This window comes from Bradyrhizobium sp., from assembly GCF_035484855.1.
In the GTDB taxonomy this organism is placed as follows: domain Bacteria; phylum Pseudomonadota; class Alphaproteobacteria; order Rhizobiales; family Xanthobacteraceae; genus Bradyrhizobium.
Map to the genome: position 1 here is coordinate 96,409 of NZ_DATHOP010000287.1, position 17,188 is coordinate 113,596.

Here is a 17,188-nt window from a genome sequence, read left to right on the forward strand (position 1 = left end):
GCGCAAGCAATTTTGCGCCGGCGCCAGTCGGCATCGGAGAGGTGGAGTGAGTGCGATGCGGATAACTTCGAAATGGGCCTTTCTCGCCGGAGCTTTGGCCGTCCTTGCCGGCGTGAATGCATCGCAGGCGCAGCAGACAATCCGCGTCGGCTGGACCATCCCGGCCGAGGAATCGAAATACTGGATGATGCGAAGGCCCCAGGAATTTCCCGATATCGGAAAGACCTACAACATCGAGTGGACCCAGTTCCAGGGCACCGCGCCGATGACCCAGGCACTCGCCGCCGGTGCCCTCGACTGCGCAACGCAAGCGCCACTGTCGCTGGCGAACGGCGTGGTCGGTGGAAACCTGAAGGCCTACATCGTCGCCCAGCACGTCTTCGAGAAACCCGGCGGGTTTTCGGTCTATTGGGCTGTCAAGGACGACTCGCCGATCAAGACCATCGCCGACCTCAAGGGCAAGACCGTCGGCATCTCCGTGATCGGCGGTGGCACCCAGGGCCCGTTCAACATGCTGCTGAAGCAGAATGGCGTCGATCCGGCCAAGGACATCAAGCTGGTCGAGGTCGGATTTGCCGTTTCCGAGGACGCGCTGCGCCAGGGCCGCGTCGATGCCGTCAACATGAACCAGCCGTTCGCGGCGCGCGCCGAGGCGAAGGGCGGCATCCGGAAGCTGTTTTCGCTCAATCAGGCGATGCCGAACATCGTTCACATTCTCGAAGCCTGCCGTGCCGACTTCGTCGACAAGAACCCGGAACTGGCAAGGGCCTATGTCCGCGACATCACCTCCGGCATGAGGAAGGCGCTGGCCAATCGCGAGGAAACGCTGAAGGTCGTCTCCGAAGTGCTGAAGGCGCCGATTCCGGTGCTGGACACCTATCTGCTCAAGGACAATGATTTCGGCCGCGACCCCGGCGCCGCGCCGAATTTTCCGGCGATCCAGAAGATGCTCGACATCTACGCCGAGACGGGAATGCTGCCGAAGATGGACGTCGCGCAGTTCAAGCATCCGACGATCGTCGCGCCGCTGCAATAGGTGGAGTACGTCTCAACGAGACTTCGCGGCGAGTTGGAGAGGGATTGGTATCCCATGAAGAAGTGGCGATCCCGCGTGACGACCGATGGCCTCGATCGCGCGCCGCATCGCGCCTTCATGCGCGCGATGGGGCTCGACGACGAGGCGCTCGCCAAGCCGATGATCGGCGTCGTCAGCATGAAGGGCGAGCAGACGCCCTGCAACATGACCCACGACTTCCAGGTCGAAGCCGCCAAGGTCGGCATCGCGGAGGCCGGCGGTACGCCCCGGGAATTTGCCACCATCTCCGTCTCCGACGGCATCAGCATGAATCACGAAGGCATGAAGTTCTCGCTGCTGTCGCGTGAGCTGATTGCCGATTCGATCGAGGCCGTGGTGCATGGTCTCGCCTACGACGCGCTGATCGGATTCGGCGGCTGCGACAAGACGCTGCCCGGCGTGATGATGGGGATGATCCGCTGCAACGTGCCGTCGATCTTCATCTATGGCGGCAGCGCGCTGCCGGGGCGGTTCGAGGGGAAAACCCTCACCGTGCTGGATTCCTACGAGGCCGTCGGCAGCTTCATGACCGGCGAAATCGACGAGGCAACGCTTGAAGGCATCGAGCGTAGTTGCCTGCCGACCATCGGCGCCTGCGCAGGCCAGTTCACCGCCAACACCATGGGCATGGTGTCCGAAGCGATGGGACTGACCATGCCCAACGTCTCGATGATCCCCGGCGTCTATGCCGAGCGCGCGCGGGTGGCACGCCAGGCCGGTCGTCTGGTGATGCAGATGCTGCAACGAGGCGGGCCGTTGCCGCGCGAAATCGTCACCCGAAAATCCCTTGAAAACGGCGCGGCCATCGTGGCCGCAACCGGCGGATCGACCAATGCCGCGCTGCATCTGCCGGCGCTGGCCAACGAGGCCGGCATTGCCTTTTCGATCGACGATGTCGGCGAGGTTTTCGCCCGCACGCCCTTGATCGGCAATCTACGTCCGGGCGGAAAATATACCGCAAAAGACGTCTACGATATCGGGGGCGCCGCCGTCGTCATCCGTGCATTGGTCGAAAGCGGCCACATCGACGGAAGTTGTCTGACGATCACAGGTCGGACCATTGCCGAGGAATATGGCGGCGCGAATATACCCGACGGCGAGGTCGTCTTCTCCACGAGCGCGCCGATCATGCCGGACGGCGGCGTCGCGGTTCTCAAGGGAAATCTCTGCCCCGATGGCGCCGTCATCAAGGTTGCCGGTCTCAAAAACCTGGTGTTCGAAGGCACCGTGCGCGTGTTCGAAGACGAGGAGCACTGCGTCGATGCCGTGCGCAACCGCAACTACTCGGCCGGCGAGATTCTCGTGATCCGCAATGAAGGTCCGGTCGGCGGTCCCGGCATGCGCGAGATGCTGGGCGTCACCGCACTGATTTATGGGCAGGGCATGGGCGAGAAAGTCGCCCTGATCACCGACGGACGTTTCTCCGGCGCAACACGCGGCATGTGCATCGGCTACGTCTCGCCGGAATCCTTTATCGGCGGCCCGCTGGCGCTGGTGCGGGAGGGGGACCGCATCCGGATCGACGCCGCTGCCCGCCGCATGGATCTGTTGATCGAGGAGCGTGAATTCGCAGAACGGCGAAGGGCCTGGAAACCGCGTCCACCGCGGCATCGGGCCGGCGCGCTTGCCAAATATGCCCGCCTGGTCGGCCAGGCGCCCGGCGGCGCGGTCACCCATGCCGGAGCGGCGGAGTGGCCGTGGTTCGACTAGCACGCAAGCCGCCGAGCTTCGGCCGCCTCAGGTCACCTCAAGCTGCCGGCTGAACCGGGGATCGCGCCAAACTTCGGCATGGATGGACTCCGCGAGGATTTCGGCGGCATCCCAAACGTCGCTGAACCGAACATACAGTGGCGCGAAGCCGAAACGCATCAGGTTGGGCGCTCGAAAATCGCCAATAACGCCGCGCTCGATCATCGCCTGGACCACCGCATAACCCCTGTCGAATTCTATCCCGACCTGGCTGCCGCGTAACGACGCCTGGCGGGGTGTCACGATTTTGAGGTCCGGCAGAAGCGCACCAACCCGCGCCATGAAAAGCCCGGTGAGAGCAAGACTCTTCTGCCTGAGCGCGGCCACTTCAGCGCCCTCCATGGCGTCGAGCGCCGCGTCAACGCCGCGCAGGGAAATGATCGGCTGGGTGCCGCAGAGGAATCGTTTGATGCCCGGATCGGGCCGGAAATCGCGGTCGAAGGCAAAGGGAGCGGCATGGCCCCACCAGCCCGACAGCGGATGCTGCGCGGTGGCCTGATGGGCCTTTGCCACGGAAATGAACGCCGGAGATCCCGGGCCCCCGTTGAGGTATTTGTAGGTGCAGCCGACCGCGAAGTCGACGGCATCCCGGTCGAGGGCGATCTCCGCCACGCCGATGGAGTGACAGAGGTCCCACACGACCAGCGCGCCGGCGGCATGAATCAGTCTGGTGATGGCGGGCATATCGAGCAGCTCGCCGGTGCGATAGTTGACGTGGGAAAGCACGACGGCCGCGACGTTTCGGTCGAGCAGCGCCTCCACCGAGGGTCCGTCGGCGCCGATCAAACGTCGCTTCATCGGACGACCCGCGGACTTCATGGCGCCTTCGACGATATAGAGATCTGTCGGGAACGAAGCATCCTCCGCGATCACCACGTCGCGATCCGGTCTCAACCCAATCGCCGCATGAATGGCCTTGTAGAGATTGATCGAGGTGGTGTCGCAAACGACGGTCTGCCCAGGCGCCGCGCCAATCAGTGCGCCGATGCGATCACCGAGTCGAACCGGCATTTCGAACCATCCGGCGCTGTTCCAGCTCCGGATAAGGTCATGACCCCATTCCTGTTCGATCGTGCGATTGAGGAGACCAGGGGCGATTCGCGGCATCGGGCCGAGCGAGTTGCCGTCGAGATAGATGGTGCCTTCCGGAATCACAAAGCGATCGCGAAAGCTGCGAAGCGGATCGATGAAATCGCGCGCGACGCACGCCTCGCGCGAAGTCATGGAGGCCGACGACATGCTGGGAGCCTCGCGCTCGATTTCGGTCGACATTCCGGAAGCATAACGGAAATCCGGATTGACAGCAAAAGCCTATCATTTTAAGTTTAAAATATCGTCGGCAGTATTCCGGGCATGGCATGCGCGAACCGGATATGGCATGCGTAAAAAAATGTCATCGACTCGTCTGAGGCCATGAACGCGATGAGTCAGCGCCAGGAAATATCCTATTCAGGCTATCTCCAGCTCGACAAGGTTCTGCAGGCGCAGCGGCCGCTTTCCTCCGCCCACGATGAGATGCTGTTTATCATCCAGCACCAGACGTCGGAGCTGTGGATGAAGCTTGCGATACACGAACTGAACGCCACCTGCCGGTTGATATCGGCGGACGACCTGCAGCCGGCCTTTAAAACCCTATCGCGGGTATCGCGCATTCTCGAGCAGCTCAACTCGGCCTGGGACGTCCTGCGCACCATGACGCCGAGCGAATATACCGAATTTCGCGGACTGCTGGGGCAATCGTCGGGATTTCAGTCCTGGCAGTATCGCGCGATCGAGTTTCTTGTCGGCAACAAGAATGCCGCGATGATCCAAATTCATGCCGGCGACGAAGCCGCTGCCGAGCGACTCGAAACCATCCGCCGTGCTCCGGGTATCTACGATCTCACCATCCAGCTCCTGCATCGTCGTGGCCTTGGCATCGACAAGGCGGTGCTGGAACGCGACGTCTCGCTGCCGCATGTTGCGAACGAAAGCGTCGAGAACGCCTGGTTGTCGGTCTATCGAGATCCGGCGCGGTTCTGGGAATTGTATGAGCTTGCCGAAAAGCTGGTTGATTTCGAGGATTATTTCCGGCGCTGGCGTTTCAACCACGTGACGACGGTTGAACGCATCATCGGATTCAAGCGTGGCACCGGCGGCACGTCGGGTGTTTCCTATTTGCGCAAGATGCTGGACGTCGTGTTGTTTCCCGAGCTCTGGCAGGTCAGGACCCAGTTGTGATGACCCTGATCGACATATCGCCGTCGCTGCGCGTCGGCATGGGGGTGTTTCCCGGCGATGCCGCTTTCGCCGTCAGCCAGACGTTTGCGATCGGACCGGATTGTCCCGTCAACGTCGCCAGCATCGCGATGTCGACGCATTGCGGCGCCCATGTCGATGCGCCGCTGCACTACGATCCCGCGGGCGCCAGCATCGACACGCTGGATCTCGCCGATTTCATCGGCCCCGCAAGGGTCATTGACGCGCGCGGAACCGGCGCTCTCTGCGGCTATGAGGAGATCGCATCCGCCCTCGACGGGGCCCCGCCACGACTGCTCCTGAGATTGATGGACAGAGGTGACGAACTGGCCTGGCCGACGGGTTTCCGCGCGCTGGCGCCGGAGACCGTGGAGCGTCTGGCGCGGCGTGGCATCCGGCTGATCGGCGTGGACGTGCCGTCGATCGACCCGGAGGCGTCGAAAGACCTCCCGTCGCACATGGCATGCCGGCGGCATGACCTTCGAATTGTCGAGAACCTCGTCCTTGCCGATGTCGCGCCCGGCGACTACGAATTGATCGCACTGCCGTTGAAGCTCAGGGGGCTGGACGCCGCGCCGGTACGCGCGGTACTCAGGCGATGAGCGTGGCCCAATCTGGATCGGCAGGACTTGCAAGTTTCCGCCATGCTGGCTTTAACCGATATATCGCCAGCATCTGCTTGTGGCTGACGGAGCTTTGCCGGGAAGAACAGCGGGAATGAACGTAGTGCCATCGCGATCGAATCTAGAAGCGGAAGCCGCTGCCCTGCGCAAGCCGGCGGCCGCCATCATCGAGATCGATCGCGTTTCGCAGATTTTCCGCACTTCCGGCCGCCAAGACCATCTGGCGTTGTCCGAGATTTCCCTCTCCATCGAGGATGGCGCCTTCGTCTCGATTCTCGGGCCTTCCGGCTGCGGAAAATCGACGCTGCTTTATATCGTCGGTGGTTTTGTCAGCCCGACCAAAGGCGTGGCGAGGATGAAGGGCAGGGCGATCACGGGGCCCGGACCGGATCGCGGACCGGTGTTTCAGGAGTTCGCGCTGTTTCCCTGGAAGAGCGTGCTCGGCAACGTGATGTACGGCCCGCGCCAGCAGGGCGTGAAGGCCGCTGAGGCCGAGGCGCAGGGCCGCGCGCTGATCGAGATGGTCGGCCTCAAGGGTTTTGAGCATTTCTACCCCAAGGAACTGTCCGGTGGCATGAAGCAGCGCGTCGCGCTGGCGCGCACGCTCGCCTATCACCCCGCGGTGCTGCTGATGGACGAGCCGTTCGGCGCGCTCGATGCGCATACCCGCACCCGGCTGCAGAACGACCTGCTCAACATCTGGGAGCGCGATCGCAAGACCGTGCTGTTCGTCACCCATTCGGTCGAGGAAGCGGTGTTTCTGTCCGACAAGGTCGTGGTGATGACGCGTTCGCCGGGCCGCATCAAGGAGATCGTCGACATCAACCTGCCGCGGCCGCGCCGCCGGGCGGAACTGCTGCTCGATCTGCATTACCAGAAATACGTCGTCGATATCGAGCGCATGATCGACGACACCAGCGAAGCCGAGTTGCGGCCATGATCGCAGCACGCACGCTCCTCTCGCGCTCGGCGCCGCTGCTCGCCTGCCTCGGACTGCTCGCGATCTGGCAGGTTTCGGCGCTGATCCTGGACACCGACAGTTTCCCCACCGCCTGGGAAGCGATCCGCGCGATCCCCTCGATCCTCGGCGACAAGGAATCCCTGATCAACATCCTGGCCTCGCTGCGCCGGATGGCGATCGGCTTCGGCGTGGCGGTCGCCGTTTCGATTCCACTGGGATTGATGATGGGCCGCTCGCGCGGTGTGGCCGCGTTTTTCAACCCGCTGCTGATGGTCACCTATCCGGTGCCGAAGGCGGCGCTGATGCCGATCATCATGCTCTGGCTCGGAGTCGGTGATCTCGCGAAAATGCTGGTGATCTTTCTCGGCGTCAGCCTGCCCGTGATCTATCACAGTTTTCAGGGCGCCAGGGCGGTCGAGGAAAAGATGCTGTGGTCGGGTGCCGCGATGGGCCTGTCGGCGGCGCGGCGCATGGTCCGGATCGTGCTGCCCGCGGCCCTGCCGGAAATCCTGACCGGCTGCCGTACCGGGCTGGTGCTGGCGCTGATCACCATGGTCACCTCCGAGATGATCGCGCGGCAGTCGGGTGCAGGCAACATCCTGTTCAACGCAATGGATATGGGACAATACGACACCGTCTACGCCATGATCATCATCATCGGCGCCATGGGAATAGGCCTCGACGCCGCGTTTGAACGGCTGCGCGCGAGATTGGTGAAATGGTCGGAGCCGGGCTTCGATATCCCCCTGAGCTTTGCATGAACCCGCGCGCGCTCACCACGGATACTCTGCTCGGGATCGTGCCGATCGCACTGCTGATCGCGCTGTGGCAGGCCATCTCGTCGTTCGGTTATGCCCCACCGACGCTGCTGCCACCGCCTGGCCAGGTGTTCATGCGTCTGGCACAGCAACTCACGGACACTACGTTCCAGGAGGAGATCGCCGCCACGCTGTTTCGGTTGTTCGCCGGGTTTTCGATCGCGGTGATCCTGGGCGTCAGCATCGGCCTTGCGGCCGCGGCCAATCCAGCCATTGACGCCGTGGTGCGGCCGATCGTGCGGGTGCTGGCGCCGCTGCCCAAGGTCGCGCTCTATCCGGCGCTGCTGTTGCTGCTCGGCTTCGGGCACGAATCGAAGATAATCCTGGTTGCGGCCGATGCCCTGTTTCCGATCCTGCTCTCGACCTATTACGGCGCCTCGATGGTGGAGCAGAAGCTGATCTGGTCGGCGATGGCGGCGGGCACGCCGCGGCGTCAGATCCTGTTCAAGGTGGTGCTGCCGGCCGCGGTGCCGTCGATCCTCACCGGCTGCCGCATCGGCCTTGTGATCTCCTGCATCGTGGTGTTTCTTGCGGAAATGATCACCTCGACCGACGGTCTCGGCCACGTTCTGGTGACCGCGGCGCGCACCTTTCAGGCGGTCGACATGTTCGTGCCGCTGATCACGATCTCGTTGTTGGGATTGATCCTCAATGGTTTGCTGCAGGGATTGCGGTCCTATCTGCTGCGCGGCTTCCCCGAAGTATGACGCCATGCTGGAAGTGGAGATAGGCTGATGTTTGCTGATCGCATCGAAGCAAAATGGATCGACGCGTTCTGCGAAATCTTTGAGCGCTGCGCGGTCAAGTCGGGGGACACCGCCGCTATCCTGTCGGAGACCCAGTCGCGCGCGCTGAACGTTCACCTCGCCGAGTTGGCGCTGCTGCGGATGGGCGCCAAGCCATTCCACATTGTCGTGCCGACGCCGCGCAACAGAGAGGTGGTTCCGGTCCGCTCCACCGGCGCCAGCGTCGCCATCCAGCGCCTCGGTCCCGTTGTCGCGGCGCTGCAGCAGGCAGGCTTTGTGGTCGACTGCACCGTCGAAGGGCTGATGCACGCCGTCGAGACGCCGGAAATCCTGAAAGCGGGTGCGCGTATTCTCAATATCTCCAACGAGCATCCCGAAGCGCTCGAGCGCATGGTGCCGGACATGGCGCTGGAAAAACGCGTGCGCGCGGCGACAAAAATGCTGCGCGGGACGAAGCGGATGCGCGTCACCTCGAAGGCCGGCACCGACCTCGACGTCGACATGGCCGGTGCCTCGACCGTCGGCGTCTGGGGTTGGACCGACAAACCCGGCACGCTGGCGCATTGGCCCGGCGGCATCGTCGTCAGCTTCCCGAAGAGCGGCGCGGTCAACGGCACGCTGGTGATGGCGCCGGGCGACATCAATCTCACCTTCAAGCGCTACCTGACGTCGCCGGTTCGGATGACCTTGAAGGACGACTACGTCACCGATCTGCAAGGCGAGGGCGCCGACGCCATGATGATGCGCGCCTATCTGGCGGCGTGGGGCGACCGCGAGGCCTATGCGGTGTCGCATGTCGGATTCGGGATGAACCCCGCCGCCCGCTATGAGGCGCTTGCGATGTACGACCAGCGCGATACCAACGGCACCGAACTGCGCGCGGTTTCCGGCAATTTCCTGTTCTCCACCGGCGCCAACGAGTTCGCCGGCCGCTACACATCGGGGCATTTTGACTTGCCGATGATGGGGACGACGATCGAACTCGACGGTGTCGCGGTGGTGCATGACGGTGTGCTGCAGGATGTGTTCGGCTAGAGCACCGGCGGTTTGGCCAGTCCAAAGTGCCTGAGCATGTCGACCAGCGCCGCGAGGCGCCGGTCGCGATAGGCATCGACGTCGAGGCCGGAATAATCGAGAAAGCCCGCGCCGGTGCGCAGGCCGATGCGGCCCTCGCGCATGTTGCGCGCGATCACCTCGGGCGCGCGGTAGCGGTCGCTGCCGAGCGCATCCTCGAGGTAACGGCTCGCGTAATAGAGAATATCGCCGCCGCCCCAGTCGATGAATTCCAAAAGGCCCAGCACCGCGTAGCGAAAGCCAAAGCCGTAGCGGATTGCCTTGTCGATGTCCTCGGCGCTGGCCACGCCTTCCTCCACCATCCGCGCCGCTTCGTTCATGGCGAGCGCCTGGATGCGCGGCACGATGAAGCCGGGCGTCGCGGCGCAGACCACCGGCACCTTGCCGATGCCTTCGAGCAACGCTTTCATCCTGATGATCACGGCCGGATCGGTCGCAGCGCCCGGCGAGATCTCGACCAGCGGAATCAGATAGGCCGGATTGAGCCAGTGCACGTTGAGGAAGCGCTTTGGATTCTCGACCGAGCCCGAGATATCGTCGACCAGAATCGTTGAGGTGGTCGAGGCGATGATGACATCGGGCCCGACGCATTTCGAGGCTGATGCCAGCACTTCGCGCTTGAGCTCGACCACCTCGGGCACGCCTTCGAATACGATGCCAGCGTTGCCAAGCGCCGCAGTCATGTCTTGCGCAGGCGCGACGGCGACACGAGCGATCACCGTCTCGGTGTCGCTCTCGGCCAGCAATCCGAACCGCGCCAGGCTCGCCAGCGTTTTCCTGACTTCGCCGAGCGCTTCGGTTTGAAGCGTGGCGAATTGCTCAGTCGATCGCGTCTTGACGTCGATCATGGTGACGGCGTGGCCGGCATAGGCAAACGCAACCGCGATGCCGCGGCCCATGCGGCCGGCGCCAAGACAGGCAATGGCGGGACGGGCGGTCATGGCTCAAATCCCTCACGCAACAGCACCTGCAATTGCTCTCGGCCGACACCCCCCTGTCCCAGACTTGCGAGCGTGCGGCCGTCCTTCATGAAATCCTCGCCGCAGATCGCGCCGCCGATGGCCAGAAATGCCCTTGCCAGCGGCGTCGCAACCCCGGCCAGTTCGCCGACCGAGACCAATAACGACAGGCCGAGCCGCAAATCCTCCCGCATGTAGCGATGCTCCCTGAGCACGATGCGCTCGCGCCAGTCGCCCGAGTCGGTCAGCCGATCATGCGAGCCGCGGCCGTACATCCATTGCTCGCCTTCGATCGCGTAATGATGCGCCAGCGGAAAATGTGGGCCGCCGTAGCCGAGCGCTTCGCGCACCGCGATGCGTTCGGCATCGAGCGCGTCGGTGACCCGCCGGATCGAGCCTTGCGTACCTTCCTTGTGGATGTCCCAGCGCTCGAAGTGCTCGATCGGGCCGGCGTTCATCACGATCAGCGGTGGATGGATGATCGGCCCCGCATTCATCAACGCGCCCGACAGCGCGTCGCCGCAGGGCTCGATCACGCCGGGAAAGGCGCGGCCGATCACCTCGAGCGCATGGCTCGCATTTTTCAACGGAAATACGCCGACTGGCAGCCGCTTGGCGCGGATGGTGATGGCGACCTCGAACGGTCCGTGCTTGCGCGTGAGCCAGGGCAGCGTGCCGGTTTCGGCAAAGCTTGCGCTGGCGCGATTGCCGGCATCGCGTGCAACTGTCGCGAAAATCAGCGAGCCGAAGGTCGCGGGCGGCAGGAACACGACCTGACCATCCGTCAAATGCGGCGCGAGCAGTTTGGCGATATTGGGTTGAGCAAAGGCTGGCGCCGGGCACAGGATCAGTTCGGCGTCATGGACGGCTTCGGCGATGTCGGTCGTCACGACTGTCAGCTGCACGTCGTGCCGGCCGTTGGAATCCTTGACGAGGATGCGCGATCCCGCGGCGCGATGTTCCGCTACCGCCGATGCGTCGCGCCGCCACAGGCGCACCTCGTGGCCCTGCAACGCGAAATCGCCTGCGGCCGCAAACGATCCATTGCCGCCGCCAAGCACCGCGATCTTCAAATGGCCTCTCCTTTCGATGATACCGACGCGTCGAGCTGCCGCAGCATGAAATGCTGGACCTTGCCCAGCGCCGTGCGCGGCAGATCATCGACGAAAACGATATCGCGGGGCACCTTGAAGCGCGCCAACTGCGTCAGCACATGCGCCCGCAAATCTTCCGCTTCCACCGCGCGCCCCGCGCGCCGGATCACATAGGCGACCGGCACCTCATCCCATCTCGGGTCGGGCCGCCCGATCACGCCGCATTCGACGACATCAGGATGCTCCAGCAGCACGCGCTCGACCTCCGCCGGATAGATGTTCTCGCCGCCCGAGATGATCAGGTTCTTCTTGCGGTCGTGCACCCAGAAATAGCCGTCGGCGTCGCGACGGCCGATGTCGCCGGTGCGATACCAGCCGTCATGCAAGGCCTCCCGCGTCGCTTCCTTATTGCCCCAATATTCGTGGAACACATTGGGACCGCGCACCGCGATCTCTCCCGGCGTGCCGGGCGGCAGTTCATTGCCGGCGTGATCGATGATCACTGCCTCGCAGCAGAGGCCAGGCAAGCCGGTCGAACCCGATCGTGCCAGGTCGCCGCCGAGCCGGGTGTAGATCGCGACGGGGCAGGTTTCCGTCGAGCCATAGACCTGAAGCACCGGCACGCCGCGGCGGACAAATCGATCGATGAGGTGCGGCGGCACGATGGTCGATCCCGTGGAAACCGCCTTCAGCGAGGACAGGTCGGTTGTGGCCCAGGCGGGATGGTCGGTCACGCCCTGGATCGTCGCGGGAACCAACACCGTCAGGGTCGGACGGTCGCGCGCGATCGTTGCGAGCGCTGCATCCGCCGTGAAGCGCGAATGAATGGTCACGGTGGCGCCAACGTGCAGCGCCGGCGTGGTCTGGATGTTGAGGCCGCCGACATGGAAGAACGGCAGCACGGTGAGAACATGATCATCCGAGGTGAGGCCGTGCATGTGCTGGCTCATCACGCCGTTCCACAGCAGCGCCTCCTGCCGCAGTACCGCGCCCTTGGGCCGGCCCGTGGTCCCCGAGGTATAAACGATCAGCAGCGGACAGCTGAGGTCGGTATGCGGATTGCGGCCGTTACCGCGCGCCAGAGTCAGCAGGGCATCGAAGGCGATTCCGCGGGGCGGCGCAAAATCAAGCCCGATAGCACCAGTGTCGGGCAGGCGCGTTTCCAGCGCCGGCAGAATCCCCGCAAAGGCCTGTTCGAGTACCAGCACCTTGATCGCGGCATCCGACAGGATGAACAACTGCTCTGCGACCGCAAGCCGCCAGTTCAGCGGCACCAGCATGGCGCCGAGCCGCGCGCAGGCATAGAGCAGCACGAGGTAGTCTGGCCGATTCAGGCTGAGGATCGCGACGCGGTCGCCGCGACTGACGCCGAATTCGGACCTGAGCGCGCACGCGGTTTGTGCGATGCGGGTATTGAACGCGGCGTAACTGAGTGCCTCACCCTCGAAGAAGGTCGCGGGCTTGTCCGGCGTGAACGCCGCGTTCCGCTCGATGAGGTCGGAAAGGTCCATTGGCCTGACTAGTCGTCCGTCTCGCCGGTCTCATACAGCGCCTCGCGGCCGATGCGGTCGAGACAGAGCTCGGCGGTCCATGGCAGCATCAGCGAGCCGCAGCGGCTGTCGCGATAGATGCGCTCCAGCGGCAACGATTTCAGCATCGCCTGGCCGCCGCAGGTGCGGATCGCCAGCGTCGCAAGTTCGTTGGCGCCCTCCATCGCCGAATATTGCGCGGCATAGGCCCGCAGCACCTGCTCCTTGGTCGGATTGGCGCGGGCCTCGGTGACCGCCTGGAACCAGATCGCCTTGATCTGTTCGAGCTTGATCTGCATCTGGGCGACAGCGATCTGCTTGGTCGGATACATCCGCCGCTTGACCGGCGGCGTGCCCGGCACCTCGCCGCGCAGATAGCGCACGGTGAAATCGTAGGCGGCTTGCGCGAGGCCCATATAGGTCGGCGACAGCGTCAGGAACATGTGCGGCCAGCGCATCGCCGCCTGGAAATAGACGCCGCGGGGCATCAACGCCGCATCCTCCCCAACGAAAACATCCTTGAACAGCAATGTGCGCGACACCGTGCCGCGCATCCCCAGCGGGTCCCAGTCGCCGACGACGGAAATGCCATCGGTCCTGGCGGGGATCGCGAGGTAGAGCGTATTGCGGCGGGAGGCTTTCTCGCCTTCCGCGACCTCGGTGCAGAGCACGCCGTAGTAATCGGCATGGCCCGCCAGCGAAGCAAAAATCTTCTTGCCGTTGACGATCCAGCCGCCCTTGACCGGCTTTGCCTCGGTGCCGAACGCGACCCCGCCGGCGGCCGCCGCGCCGCCTTCCGAGAACGGTTGCGAATAAATCGCGCCGTTTTCGACGATGCGTTTGTAGTGGACGGCGCGCCGGCGCTCGTGTTCGGCGCGAGCGGCGGCGTCCATCTCGAGATCGTCGGCCAGCGGACCGGACCATAGCGTCGAGCAGACATGCATGTTCCAGGTCAGCGCGGTGGCGCCGCAGTAGCGGCCGATCTCGGCGGCAGCGAGCGCATAGGTCTGGTAGTCCGCGCCGAGGCCGCCGTGCTTTTTCGGAATGGCGATGCCGAGCAGGCCGGAGCGATGCAGATCCCGGTAATTCTCGGTGGGGAATTTCGCCTCGCGATCATAGGCCGCGGCGCGGCCGGCGAAAACGCGCTGGCCGAGCTCGCGTGCGCTCGCGATGATGGCGGCCTGTTCATCGTTCAGCCTGAACGCGGCGGGATCGAAGATCGGCGCATCCGGATCGATCTCGTCGATATCAGTCGCGCTCTTGCTGGCTTGCACCGTCATACCGTCACTCGTGTTGCAGCCACATGGGCCCTGAGAAAGGAATCCAGCGCGGCATTGAAGGTCTTGGGGCGTTCCAGATTGACGAGATGGCCGACGCCTTCGAGCTCGACATAGGTTGCCGAGGGAATGTAAGTCGCCATCTTCGCCATCATCGGCGCCGGTGCGTTCTTATCCTTTGTACCCGACAGCACCAATGTCGGCACCGCGATATTCTTCAGCGCGCCGCGCTGGTCGAACCCGAGCAGCGCCAGCATGCTGGCGCGATAGCTCGCCTCGGGTACGGCTGCCATGCAGTCGCGCGCAAGCTCCATCCCGGCGGGATCAGGATCATCGCCGACCAATTCCCGCACCAGCGAAGGTGCCAGCGACACCATGGTTTCGCCGCGGTCGAGCGGACCAAGCCGCGCGCCGATGAATTCCTTCTGCCAGTCGCCGTCGGCCTTGCCGAACGCCGGGCTGGTCTGCGCGAGAACGACGGCGGCGGCGCTGTCCGGATGTTTCGTCAGCCACTGCTGCACGATCATGCCGCCGATCGAATGCCCGACCAGGATGGGTTTTGCCGCGCCTGTCGCTTGCAGGAAATCCTGCAATGCGTCGGCGAGCGTGACGATGCTGACGGCGGCAAGCGGCGCCGAGCCGCCATAGCCCGGCATGTCCCAGGCGATCGCGTGGTAGCGATCGCCGAACGCCTCGATCTGGCCGCGCCAGCCCCGCGCCGCGCCGCCGATGCCATGCAGGAACACCAGCGGCGGCGCAGTGAAGTCGCCTGCGGCCTCATAGCCGAAGCGGCCGTCAGCGGTTTTCAAGGTTGTGGGTTGAGGCACGCCGGCTCTCCTGTCGGACCTTTTCGGATGCTAACAGCACATCCACGGATGAAAAGCGATATTTTATACTTAAAGCAAGTGACGCCGGGGCGCCGTTTCTTGCAAAAGCTTGAAGTCTAAAATATACGCAAACCCGCCAGTCGATGAATTCACTCGGGAAGGCCTGCGCATGTCCGGACTGCCGCGTTCCTCGCATGCGCTGGTCACCGGTGGCGGGCGGGGCATCGGCCGCGCCATTGCCTCTGCGCTCGCGCAGGCGGGCGCGACCGTCACGGTGATCGGCCGCAACCGGGCGACACTGGAGGAAGCGGTTGCCGCCGGTGCTGCGCATTTCGCGGAGGTGGCTGACGTCGCGGACGAGGCCGCCATCAGTGCGGCGATTGCGAGGGCAGGTGACCGCCAGCCGATCGATATCCTGATCGCCAATGCCGGCGTCGCGGAATCCGCGCCGTTCGCCAAATCCGACGTTGCATTGTTCCGGCGCATGATCGATGTCGACTTCATGGGCGTCGTTCATGCCGTCCAGGCCGTGTTGCCCGCGATGAAGGTCAGGCCCTATGGCCGCATCGTCGCCATTGCATCGACCGCCGGTCTCAAAGGTTACGCCTATGCCAGCGCCTACAGCGCCGCCAAACATGCCGTCGTCGGGCTGGTACGCTCTCTGGCGCTCGAGCTGGCAACGACGCACATCACCGTCAATGCGGTGTGTCCCGGATTCACCGACACCGATCTGCTCGCCGACAGCATCGACAACATCATGAAAAAAACCGGTCGTAGCCATGAGCAGGCGGTCGCCGATCTTTCCCGCAACAATCCGCAAGCGAGGCTGGTGACGCCGGCTGAGGTCGCCGATACCGTCGTGTGGCTGTGCGGCGAGGGCGCAGGCGCCATCACCGGGCAGGCCATCGCGGTCGCCGGCGGAGAGGTTTAGGGATTTGCATCGTGCGTAACAACAAACCGTCATTGCGAGCGAAGCGAAGCGATCCATGTCGCCGCAAGGAAGCAAGCTGGATTGCTTCGCTTCGCTCGCAATGACGATAAGGGAGACTCCATGAACACGCCCGCCAATCCCGTCACGCTGCCGCTGTCGCAATATCAGCCGAAAAATTTCCTGCTGGCGGTGACGGAGGGCGTAGCGACGGTGACGCTGAACCGGCCCGAGCGCAAGAATCCGCTGACCTTCGAGAGCTATCGCGAACTCACCGATTTCTTCCGCGCCTGCGCGTTCGACGAGGACGTCAAGACCGTCGTCGTGGCCGGCGCCGGCGGCAATTTCTCGTCCGGCGGCGACGTGTTCGAGATCATCGGGCCGCTGGTGAAGATGGACACCAAAGGCCTCACCGGCTTCACCCGCATGACCGGCGATCTGGTCAAGGCGATGCGGGCCTGCCCGCAGCCGATCATTGCCGCCGTCGAAGGCATCTGCGCCGGCGCCGGTGCGATCGTCGCGATGGCCTCCGACATTCGCGTGGCGGCGACCGGCGCCAAGGTCGCGTTCCTGTTCAACAAGGTGGGCCTTGCCGGCTGCGACATGGGGGCGTGCGCGATCCTGCCGCGCATCATCGGGCAGTCGCGCGCCTCGGAGTTGCTCTATACCGGCCGCTTCATGAGCGCGGAGGAGGGTGAGCGCTGGGGATTTTTCAGCCGCATCGTCGCGCCGGACCAGGTGCTGGCGCAGGCGCAGTCTCTTGCGAAAGAGATCACGGCGGGGCCGACTTTCGCCAACACCATGACCAAGCGGATGCTCGCGATGGAATGGGCAATGTCGGTGGAGGAAGCGATCGAGGCCGAGGCGATCGCGCAGGCGCTGTGCATGACGACGGCGGATTTCGCGCGAGCGTTTGAGGCGTTTGCGAACAAGGCGAAGCCGGTGTTTCAGGGCAATTGAGCGCGACGATAATTCGGAAAGACTCTCGAAGCCGTCATTGCGAGCGCCAGCGAAGCAATCCATCGCGCAACAAAAAGAAAGAATGGATTGCTTCGTCGCAAGCGCTCCTCGCAATGACGTTGAGTCATGGTTGCACGATCTCGCCGCGAGCGTCGCGCGAGGTATTGGTTTATTTCCCGCCCTTCCAAACAAAGGGCGCAGGGAATGCCGGGCGGCCGATGCGCCCGATAGCCGTGTGTGCAATGGTAGTGGGTAGAGCGCACACACGTTAGCAGGTCACACCGGAATCACCCGGCATTCCCCACGCAATGGTTTTACGGATTATAACGT

General features: G+C 63.8%; 16 protein-coding genes. 10 read left to right on the top strand and 6 right to left on the bottom strand.

The annotated features are described in order from the left end of the window. Positions 1 to 55: 55 nt before the first annotated feature. Positions 56 to 1,036 carry an ABC transporter substrate-binding protein gene (locus VK804_RS32455; RefSeq protein WP_325752378.1) on the top strand — a complete coding sequence of 327 codons (981 nt, stop codon included), beginning with the start codon at positions 56 to 58 and terminating at the stop codon, positions 1,034 to 1,036. Between the two features lie 54 nt (positions 1,037 to 1,090). After that, positions 1,091 to 2,785 carry a dihydroxy-acid dehydratase gene (gene ilvD, locus VK804_RS32460; RefSeq protein WP_325752379.1) on the top strand — a complete coding sequence of 565 codons (1,695 nt, stop codon included), beginning with the start codon at positions 1,091 to 1,093 and terminating at the stop codon, positions 2,783 to 2,785. A 27-nt stretch (positions 2,786 to 2,812) separates the two neighbouring features. Here ilvD and kynU read toward each other — a convergent pair whose 3' ends face one another. After that, on the bottom strand, positions 2,813 to 4,096 hold the full coding sequence (gene kynU, locus VK804_RS32465; protein ID WP_325752380.1) for a kynureninase: 1,284 nt from the start codon (positions 4,094 to 4,096) through the stop codon (positions 2,813 to 2,815). A gap of 150 nt (positions 4,097 to 4,246) precedes the next feature. On the opposite strand from kynU, the gene kynA reads away from it, so the two are divergent. The 6 genes from kynA to VK804_RS32495 all read left to right on the top strand — a co-directional run bounded on the left by kynA (position 4,247) and on the right by VK804_RS32495 (position 9,245). Next, the gene (kynA, locus tag VK804_RS32470; RefSeq protein WP_414642875.1) at positions 4,247 to 5,044 is read left to right on the top strand and encodes a tryptophan 2,3-dioxygenase; all 798 of its coding nucleotides are present in this window, start codon (positions 4,247 to 4,249) and stop codon (positions 5,042 to 5,044) included. Then, positions 5,044 to 5,664 (top strand): arylformamidase, encoded by a 621-nt coding sequence (gene kynB / locus VK804_RS32475; RefSeq protein ID WP_325752382.1) that lies wholly within the window; start codon positions 5,044 to 5,046, stop codon positions 5,662 to 5,664. The genes kynA and kynB overlap by 1 nt, the downstream gene beginning before the upstream one ends. Before the next feature lie 115 nt (positions 5,665 to 5,779). Beyond that, positions 5,780 to 6,625, top strand: a complete 846-nt coding sequence (locus VK804_RS32480) for an ABC transporter ATP-binding protein (RefSeq protein WP_325752383.1) — start codon at positions 5,780 to 5,782, stop codon at positions 6,623 to 6,625. Continuing rightward, entirely contained in the window at positions 6,622 to 7,407 is a 786-nt protein-coding gene (locus VK804_RS32485) for an ABC transporter permease (protein WP_325752384.1), read from the top strand. Before VK804_RS32480 ends, VK804_RS32485 begins: the two co-directional genes overlap by 4 nt. Further along, entirely contained in the window at positions 7,404 to 8,171 is a 768-nt protein-coding gene (locus VK804_RS32490) for an ABC transporter permease (RefSeq protein ID WP_325752385.1), read from the top strand. The genes VK804_RS32485 and VK804_RS32490 overlap by 4 nt, the downstream gene beginning before the upstream one ends. Before the next feature lie 27 nt (positions 8,172 to 8,198). Further along, complete coding sequence (locus tag VK804_RS32495) at positions 8,199 to 9,245, top strand: peptidase M29 (RefSeq protein ID WP_325752386.1); 1,047 nt, start codon at positions 8,199 to 8,201, stop codon at positions 9,243 to 9,245. Here VK804_RS32495 and VK804_RS32500 read toward each other — a convergent pair. The 5 genes from VK804_RS32500 to VK804_RS32520 are packed head-to-tail and all read right to left on the bottom strand — an operon-like array spanning position 9,242 to position 14,970. Next, positions 9,242 to 10,225 (bottom strand): 3-hydroxybutyryl-CoA dehydrogenase, encoded by a 984-nt coding sequence (locus VK804_RS32500; protein ID WP_325752387.1) that lies wholly within the window; start codon positions 10,223 to 10,225, stop codon positions 9,242 to 9,244. The genes VK804_RS32495 and VK804_RS32500 overlap by 4 nt on opposite strands. Beyond that, positions 10,222 to 11,316, bottom strand: coding sequence for an NAD/NADP-dependent octopine/nopaline dehydrogenase family protein (locus tag VK804_RS32505; RefSeq protein ID WP_325752388.1), 1,095 nt, complete (start codon positions 11,314 to 11,316; stop codon positions 10,222 to 10,224). The genes VK804_RS32500 and VK804_RS32505 overlap by 4 nt, the downstream gene beginning before the upstream one ends. Then, the gene (locus tag VK804_RS32510) at positions 11,313 to 12,848 is read right to left on the bottom strand and encodes a class I adenylate-forming enzyme family protein (RefSeq protein WP_325752389.1); all 1,536 of its coding nucleotides are present in this window, start codon (positions 12,846 to 12,848) and stop codon (positions 11,313 to 11,315) included. Before VK804_RS32510 ends, VK804_RS32505 begins: the two co-directional genes overlap by 4 nt. A gap of 8 nt (positions 12,849 to 12,856) precedes the next feature. Then, positions 12,857 to 14,146, bottom strand: coding sequence for an acyl-CoA dehydrogenase (locus VK804_RS32515; protein WP_325752390.1), 1,290 nt, complete (start codon positions 14,144 to 14,146; stop codon positions 12,857 to 12,859). Beyond that, on the bottom strand, positions 14,143 to 14,970 hold the full coding sequence (locus VK804_RS32520; RefSeq protein ID WP_325752391.1) for an alpha/beta hydrolase: 828 nt from the start codon (positions 14,968 to 14,970) through the stop codon (positions 14,143 to 14,145). Before VK804_RS32520 ends, VK804_RS32515 begins: the two co-directional genes overlap by 4 nt. A 169-nt stretch (positions 14,971 to 15,139) precedes the next feature. Between VK804_RS32520 and VK804_RS32525 the strand changes: the two genes are divergently transcribed. Together VK804_RS32525 and VK804_RS32530 are read left to right on the top strand one after the other, a co-directional pair. Continuing rightward, positions 15,140 to 15,901 (top strand): SDR family oxidoreductase, encoded by a 762-nt coding sequence (locus tag VK804_RS32525; RefSeq protein WP_325752392.1) that lies wholly within the window; start codon positions 15,140 to 15,142, stop codon positions 15,899 to 15,901. A gap of 120 nt (positions 15,902 to 16,021) precedes the next feature. Further along, a complete protein-coding gene (locus tag VK804_RS32530; RefSeq protein WP_325752393.1) occupies positions 16,022 to 16,858 on the top strand; it encodes an enoyl-CoA hydratase family protein in 837 nt (278 codons plus the stop codon). Positions 16,859 to 17,188: the final 330 nt, after the last annotated feature.